Annotated in this window: 6 protein-coding genes and 1 pseudogene; 2 read left to right on the top strand and 5 right to left on the bottom strand. The window is 46.8% G+C overall.

Features of this window, described 5'->3' with window-relative positions; genetic code table 11:
• Positions 1-310: pseudogene (locus RIE73_RS36495) on the top strand (hypothetical protein); the annotation flags it as partial.
• Between the two features lie 133 nt (positions 311-443).
• On the opposite strand, the gene RIE73_RS36490 reads toward RIE73_RS36495, so the two are convergent.
• The 5 genes from RIE73_RS36490 to RIE73_RS36470 all read right to left on the bottom strand — a co-directional run bounded on the left by RIE73_RS36490 (position 444) and on the right by RIE73_RS36470 (position 5334).
• Positions 444-590 carry a hypothetical protein gene (locus tag RIE73_RS36490; RefSeq protein WP_446405822.1) on the bottom strand — a complete coding sequence of 49 codons (147 nt, stop codon included), beginning with the start codon at positions 588-590 and terminating at the stop codon, positions 444-446.
• Positions 591-603: 13 nt separating this feature from the next.
• Entirely contained in the window at positions 604-996 is a 393-nt protein-coding gene (locus RIE73_RS36485) for a hypothetical protein (RefSeq protein ID WP_446405821.1), read from the bottom strand.
• A 6-nt stretch (positions 997-1002) separates the two neighbouring features.
• A complete protein-coding gene (locus tag RIE73_RS36480; RefSeq protein WP_446405820.1) occupies positions 1003-2970 on the bottom strand; it encodes an AMP-dependent synthetase/ligase in 1968 nt (655 codons plus the stop codon).
• A gap of 631 nt (positions 2971-3601) precedes the next feature.
• A complete protein-coding gene (tal, locus tag RIE73_RS36475; protein ID WP_446405819.1) occupies positions 3602-4753 on the bottom strand; it encodes a transaldolase in 1152 nt (383 codons plus the stop codon).
• Positions 4754-5112: 359 nt separating this feature from the next.
• Positions 5113-5334: a hypothetical protein gene (locus RIE73_RS36470; RefSeq protein ID WP_446405818.1), complete on the bottom strand. Its 222-nt coding sequence runs from the start codon at positions 5332-5334 to the stop codon at positions 5113-5115.
• Positions 5335-5471: 137 nt separating this feature from the next.
• Between RIE73_RS36470 and pyk the strand changes: the two genes are divergently transcribed.
• Positions 5472-6899 carry a pyruvate kinase gene (gene pyk / locus RIE73_RS36465; RefSeq protein WP_446405823.1) on the top strand — a complete coding sequence of 476 codons (1428 nt, stop codon included), beginning with the start codon at positions 5472-5474 and terminating at the stop codon, positions 6897-6899.
• Positions 6900-7191: the final 292 nt, after the last annotated feature.

Here is a 7191-nt window from a genome sequence, read left to right as displayed (position 1 = left end):
TTTTCTTTTAATTATGTACTTGTTTTTTTTTTCCTTTTTCGTTGGGTTGGTGGGTTTTTTTTTTTTCGTTTTTGGTGATGAGGGCGGTTTTTGTTTTTCCGTTTTCGGTGGGGTGGGCGGGTTTTGTTGTTTCGTTATTGGTGATGAGGGCGGGTTTTGTTTTTCCGTTATCGGTGGGGAGGGCGGGTTTTGTTGTTTCGTTATTGGTGGGGAGGGCGGGTTTTGTTGTTTCGTTATTGGTGAAGAGGGCGGGTTTTGTTTTTCCGTTATCGGTGAGATAGGGCGGGTTTTGTTGTTTCGTTATCGGTGAGATAGGGCGGGTTTTGTTGTTTCGTTATCGGTGAAGAGGGCGGGTTTTGTTGTTTCGTTATCGGTGGGGAGGGCGGGTTTTGTTTTTCCGTTATCGGTGAAGAGGGCGGGTTTTGTTTTTCCGTTATTGGTGACTAGCGGAATTTAGTCCCTAAACCCGCCCCTACAATTGTCCCTAAACCCGCCCCTACAATTGTCCCTAAACTCGCCCCTACAATTGTCCCTAAACCCGCCCCTACAATTGTCCCTAAACTCGCCCCTACAATTGTCCCTAAACCCACCCCTACAATTGATTTATGAGGTTATGTCCCACTGAATCTCATAACTCCCTCCCGCATTATCGCCTGTAATCACGACCCAATAGTTTCCGGTTTCTTCTGCTTCAAATTTATATTCGCGATCGCGATTCGTTTTTATCCTTTTTAGGACATCTTTATCCGGTTCGAGGATTCTGATATTTAAATCGCCTTTCGTCACCTCAGACTGAACGTCAAGGACAACTTCATCTCCGGCATCAACCTCAATTTTCCGTCGTTCTGTCCCTGTGAATGTGTTATAGGAGGCTGTTGTCTGAGTTGGCAAATTCCTACTGAACCAACCCACTCTCAGAGAAGTAGAACAGGCAGATAGTCCAATCAAAACGAATCCGAATAGTAAGGATTTAATTCTAAGTTTAATTCCCATCATCGCGGCTTAAGCAAACATCTCGTCAATCAAATCTTGATACTGTTCCCTAACTACATGACGCTTGATTTTCAGCGTCTGAGTCAACATACCATTCTCTTGAGAAAAGGGTTCTGAAATCAGACGAAATACACCAATTCGGTCATTGGGATTATAACCCGGACGATTTTTCGCTTCTCGATTGATTTCTTGACGGAACAATTCCTGAACAGGTTTACTATTTAAGTCAATCGTTTCCTCACCAGAAGCAGATTCCTCATCCGGAAGTTGCAGGTGATACTGATTCTGTTCTGCCCACCCTTGTAAGTTATCGAAGTTTGGTACAATTAAAGCGCCCAGCGATCGCTGATCTTGACCCACCACCACAATCTGATCAATATAACGACTCCGCATACAGGCATTTTCAATCGGTTTCGGTTCGACATTTTCACCATTACTCAGGACAATTGTATCCTTTGCCCGTCCAGTTAAAACTAAGTCCTCTTGAACCGTTAACCAGCCTAAGTCTTCGGTATTAAACCACCCTTGGGCATCAATGACTTTATCCGTGGCTTCCGGGTTGCGATAATAACCCTGCATGATTTGAGATCCCCGCGCCCAAACTAATCCTTTTTCTCCTTGGGGAAGGGTTTCTCTGGTGTCTGGATCAACAATGCGAATTTCTGTCTCTAGAATCGGTTTACCCGCAGAACCCCGGAGGTTATGCCAAGAACGACGGGCAGTTAAGACTGGCGAGGTTTCGGTTAAACCATAGCCTTCGAGTACCTCAATGCCAATTATTTCATAAAAATCATCTAATTTCTGGGAAAGTGCGCCGCCACCACAGATGGTTTGCTTTAAGTTGGCGCCAATTTGTTCGCGGATTTTCTGATAGATGAATCGGTCAGCTAATGCATGAATCAGAACCAATGTCAAGCATTGAAGTCTAGCCCAGAGGCGTTGGAATCCAGAGGGCTGCTGCTGTTCTAAACTTAAGCCATGGACAAGGCGACGGGCTTTAATATAGCGATCGCTAATCGAGAAGAAGGCATTAACTAGGCGCTGTTTGCGGGCAGATTCTTTACTCAACTGCTTTTGCACCGTATCATAAATCGATTCCAATAAACGGGGAACCGAGACAAAATAGTTAGGGTGTTGGGCATTCAGATCTCGCTTAACATGGCGCAGCGTGGTATAAATTAGGGTACAGCCTTGGGAGAGGGCAAAGTATTCAATGGCGCGTTCATAAACATGCCAAGATGGGAGAATACTCAAGACGCGATCGCCTGCTTCTAGCTGTACAATTGCACCCAAGCTGGTGACTTGATGCAATAGGTTGCCATGACTGAGCATAACACCCTTGGGTTTTCCGGTGGTGCCAGAGGTATAGACTAAGGCGGCGAGGGTGTCAGGGGTTTGTTCAATCGGTTGGAATGTGTGATTTTTTCCCTGTTCCAACACCTGGGGAAAATTGAGGATATTCAACTCTGACTCAGTATCTGGTTCCTGATCCGATAATAAAATAACCAGTTGAATCGGCAAATCGTGCAAATGCTGATCCAGCTTAGTTAAGGTATCTTGATTTTCCACAACTAAGGCAGTCGCTTCACTATCCTTAAGGATATAGAGAAGTTCCTCTTGTTCCGCTTGAGAACTTCGCACCACATCAACCGCCCCAGTGGTCATAATACCTTGGTCAGCAACAAACCAGCGGGAACTATTTTCTGAAAATAAGGCAACCCGATCGCCCGCCGAGACACCTAATGCTTGTAATCCAGCCGCAAACTGCTGAATGTGCTGCCACATCTGGGCAAACGTTAGCTTGACTTCGGGTTTAGCGTAGGGGTTGTGTAAAGCGACAGTCTCCCCAAATCGCTGGGCGGCTAACGACCAAACCTCTGGTAATGATGATATCGTGTTGTAATCAGCTTGGTGTTCCAGATTTTGGCGTTCTGGGGGTGTGGGTTTAGACGCGATCGCAATAGCTGGGGCATTCATAGGATTTTTGATTGTGTGTGTAGGGGCGGGTTTAGGAACATTCGTTTGGTAGTTAATGGTAACCTTTGTACAAAACCCGCCCTTTGTTTAAGTTTGACGTTTGATTGTGTAGGGGCGGGTTTAGGGACATTGGTTTGGTGGTTAATGGTAACCTTTGTACAAAACCCGCCCTTTGTTTAAGTTTGACATTTGATTGTGTAGGGGCGGGTTTAGGAACATTCGTTTGGTGGTTAATGATAACCTTTGTACAAAACCCGCCCTTTGTTTAAGTTTGACATTTGATTGTGTAGGGGCGGGTTTAGGAACATTCGTTTGGTAGTTAATGGTAACCTTTGTACAAAACCCGCCCTTTGTTTAAGTTTAACGTTTGATTGTGTAGGGGCGGGTTTAGGGACATTGGTTTGGTGGTTAATGGTAACCTTTGTACAAAACCCGCCCTTTGTTTAGGTTTGACGTTTGATTGTGTAGGGGCGGGTTTAGGAACATTGGTTTGGTGGTTAATGGTAACCTTTGTACAAAACCCGCCCTTTGTTTAGGTTTGACATTTGATTGTGTAGGGACAGGTAATGGAACATTCGTTTGGTAGTTAATGATAACCTTTGTACAAAACCCGCCCTTTGTTGACCTAACATCAAACTGGCGTAAGCTGTTCAGCTTTCTCTTCAATCGATTTCATCAACGAATCAAAGGGTTGGGCAAATTTTTCAATCCCTTCCTCAACCAGTTCTGCCATAACTTGGTCATAGTCGATCTGAATATCGGGTTCAGCCAGACTTTCCAGCGTCTTCTGCGCTTTATCAGCCTCAGATTCTACCCGATTGGGGGCGACATCAGCATGATCCGCACAAGCTTCAATCGTATCCGGGGGTAGAGTATTCACCGTATTCGGACCAATCAACTCATTCACATACATGACATCACTATAGTCCGGATTTTTAGTGCTGGTACTTGCCCAGAGAACCCGTTGTATGTTTGCCCCTTGTTCAGCTAGGGCTTTAAAGCGATCGCTGTCGATAATTTCCTTAAATCGCTGATAGGCAACCTTAGCATTGGCGATCGCGACTTTTCCTTTCAGTTCCCGTAAGCGGGCTTCTTCGTTGAGTTCCTCCGTACCAATCTGTTTAAGTCTCTCATCAATGCGATTATCAACCTTAGTATCGATGCGACTGAGGAAGAAACTCGCCACTGACGCAATATTCTCAATCGGTTTACCAGCAGCAACTCGTGCTTCTAAGCCACGAATATAAGCCCAAGCGGATTCCACATAACTCTCCACGGAAAACAGGAGGGTGATATTAACGTTAATCCCTTCAGAAATTGCCTGTTCGATCGCCGGGAATCCCTCTTTCGTCCCCGGAATTTTAATAAACACATTATCCCGGTCAATGGCGCGGAAAAAGCGTCGGGCTTCTTCAACCGTGCGTTGGGTATCCCGCGCTAAGTGAGGGGAGACTTCGATACTGACAAAGCCATCGGTTCCGCCTGACTCTTCGTAGATGGGGTGGAAGATGTCACAGGCGTTGCGGATATCTTCAAAGATCAGGGATTCGTAAATCTCTGATGTAGATTTTCCACCTTTGATCCCCGCTTCGATATCGCTATCGTAAACTCGGTTATTCGACACCGCCTTAGCAAAGGACTTGGGATTTGAGGTAATCCCGCTGATTCCACGAGTCTCAATCTTATTTTTCAGTTCACCGGATTCGATGAGCTGGCGATCCAGATAATCCATCCAGATACTTTGACCGTATTCCTTGATTTGAAAAATTGGATTATTAGCCATTATGATTTTATATCCTCCGTAGTTACTTGAGCGACTTACAGTTATTCAATACAAGATGCCAATTGTTTGATATTGGCAATTTATATAACTTGATGCTCGTTAGGTTTTAAAACAAGGGTTCAGCACCTCACTAATCCACCTCAGATGTCTGAGAGGACGGGAAAATGCTAGACACTCAATAACAAGCCTACTAATTTTTAGCAGAGGATTACTTCTATCTGAAGTCAGGGTTAAGGGAAGGGTGGCTGCTTAGGATTGCCCGAAAAATCTGTCCATAGTTGTAACTGGTCATTGGTCATTGGTCATTGGTCATTGGTCATTGGTCATTGGTCATTGGTCATTGGTCATTGGTCATTCGTTTACTCCCCCTGCTTCCCACACCCGACACCCAACACCCAACACCCGACACCCAACACCCCACACCCGACACCCAACACCCAACACCCGACACCCAACACCCCACACCCGACACCCGACACCCCACACCCAACACCCCACACCCCACACCCAACACCCCACACCCGACACCCGACACCCCACACCCGACACCCCCTTTTCCAGAAAGTTGATCTATTCTTCATGAGAGGTGTTCTCCCGCGCCATCCCGGATTACAAATCATCCGGTTAGGCGGACGTTCAATTGGTAGGGGTGTGTAGACCCTGAAAATTAAACGCTAGAGAGAACATCAGTTCTATTGCCGTTATGACCCAGTATTTTATGCGTCGCACTAAAATTATCTGTACCATTGGACCCGCTACCGCCTCACCCGAACGCCTTGATGCCTTAATCGAAGCGGGGATGGATGTTTCCCGGTTAAACTTTTCCCACGGTTCCCATGAGTTTCACGGACAGACGATTCAGCAACTCCGAGAAATTAGTAGCCAACATCGCAAACCCCTCGCCTTGCTGCAAGATTTATGTGGACCGAAAATTCGTCTGGGAAAACTACCTCCTGACGGGATTAAAGTGAAAACGGGTGATGAAGTAACCTTTGTGTTAAACGAGGAAGGCAACAACCCGGATGAGATTCCCTTACCCATTCCCACGCTGTTTGCTATGGTGCGCGTAGGTGAACCAATTTCGATTAATGATGGTCGAGTCAAATTGATTGTCACGGAACGAGATGCGGATAGCATTCGCGCCTTGGTGAAAATTGGTGGACTCCTGTCCTCTAAAAAGGGGGTTAACTTACCTGAAACCTATTTACCCGTCACCTCTGTCACCGAAAAAGACATGACCGATTTGCGTTTTGGGTTGCAATCGGGGATTGACTGGGTGGCGGTGTCTTTTGTGCGAAGCGCCAGTGATTTAGAACCCGTGCGGCGGATGATTGAAGCCGCAGGCGCGAAAACCCGTGTGATTGCCAAAATTGAAAAACGGGAAGCGGTGGAAAATTTAGAGGAAATCCTCCATACTGCGGATGGAATTATGATTGCTCGCGGTGACTTGGGAGTTGAGACGCCGTTGGATCAAGTACCCTTAATCCAAAAAGAAATTACTCGTCGCTGTAACCAACTCGGTAAACCCGTAATTACAGCCACCCAGATGCTAGAGTCAATGATCAGCGCTCCTGATCCGACTCGCGCTGAAGCCACGGATGTCGCCAACTCAATTTTAGATGGGACGGATGCGGTAATGCTTTCGGGTGAAACTGCTGTGGGACAATATCCCATCGCCGCCGTGGAAATGATGAACAATATAGCGATCCAGACGGAAAAAGCCCTAGCCGAAGGATTGCAAACCTCGTCTGAGTTTCCCAGTTGCAGTATTAGCACCACCGAATCTGTCGCCGAAGCCGCTTGTCATATTGCTAGTCAATTAGGCGCACGGGGAATTATGTGTAACACTTCCTCCGGTGGTTCCGCCCGCCTGGTGTCTAAGTATCGCCCCAAAACCCCGATTATTGCCTTTACGCCAGAAGAAAGTACCTATCGTCAGTTGGCTTTGTCTTGGGGAGTGCAACCTTATCTGATTACCCCGGTACACAATGCTGAACAGATGTTAACTAATGTGGTGAATGCGGCGGTGGAGATGGAGTTAGCTGAGTATGGGGACAAGGTAGTGATTACCTCCGGTGTTCCCATTGGTACGCCAGGAACCACCAGTTTGATCAAAGTTCACAAGATTGGACAGGCGATCGCCTAAAATGTGATTGATCTTATGTGATTGGTCTTCTTTCATTTAGGGGCGACCCACACCGCGTCAATGTCCATGTAGGGGCGACCCGCCTGCATTAATCCGCCACGGTAGTCCACTCAATCCGATCGGGTCGCCCTCCACCCAAAGGTTCATGCGATCGCGTAAAATGTGATTGATCTTATGTGATTGGTCTTCTTTCATTTAGGGGCGACCCACACCGCGTCAATGTCCATGTAGGGGCGACCCGCCTGCATTAATCCGCCACGGTAGTCCACTCAATCCGATCGGGTCGCCCTCC

This window comes from Coleofasciculus sp. C1-SOL-03 (genome assembly GCF_040220555.1).
Lineage (GTDB): Bacteria > Cyanobacteriota > Cyanobacteriia > Cyanobacteriales > Coleofasciculaceae > Coleofasciculus.
Note: the sequence above shows the minus strand (reverse complement) of the source record. Positions and strands in the feature narration are given on the sequence as shown.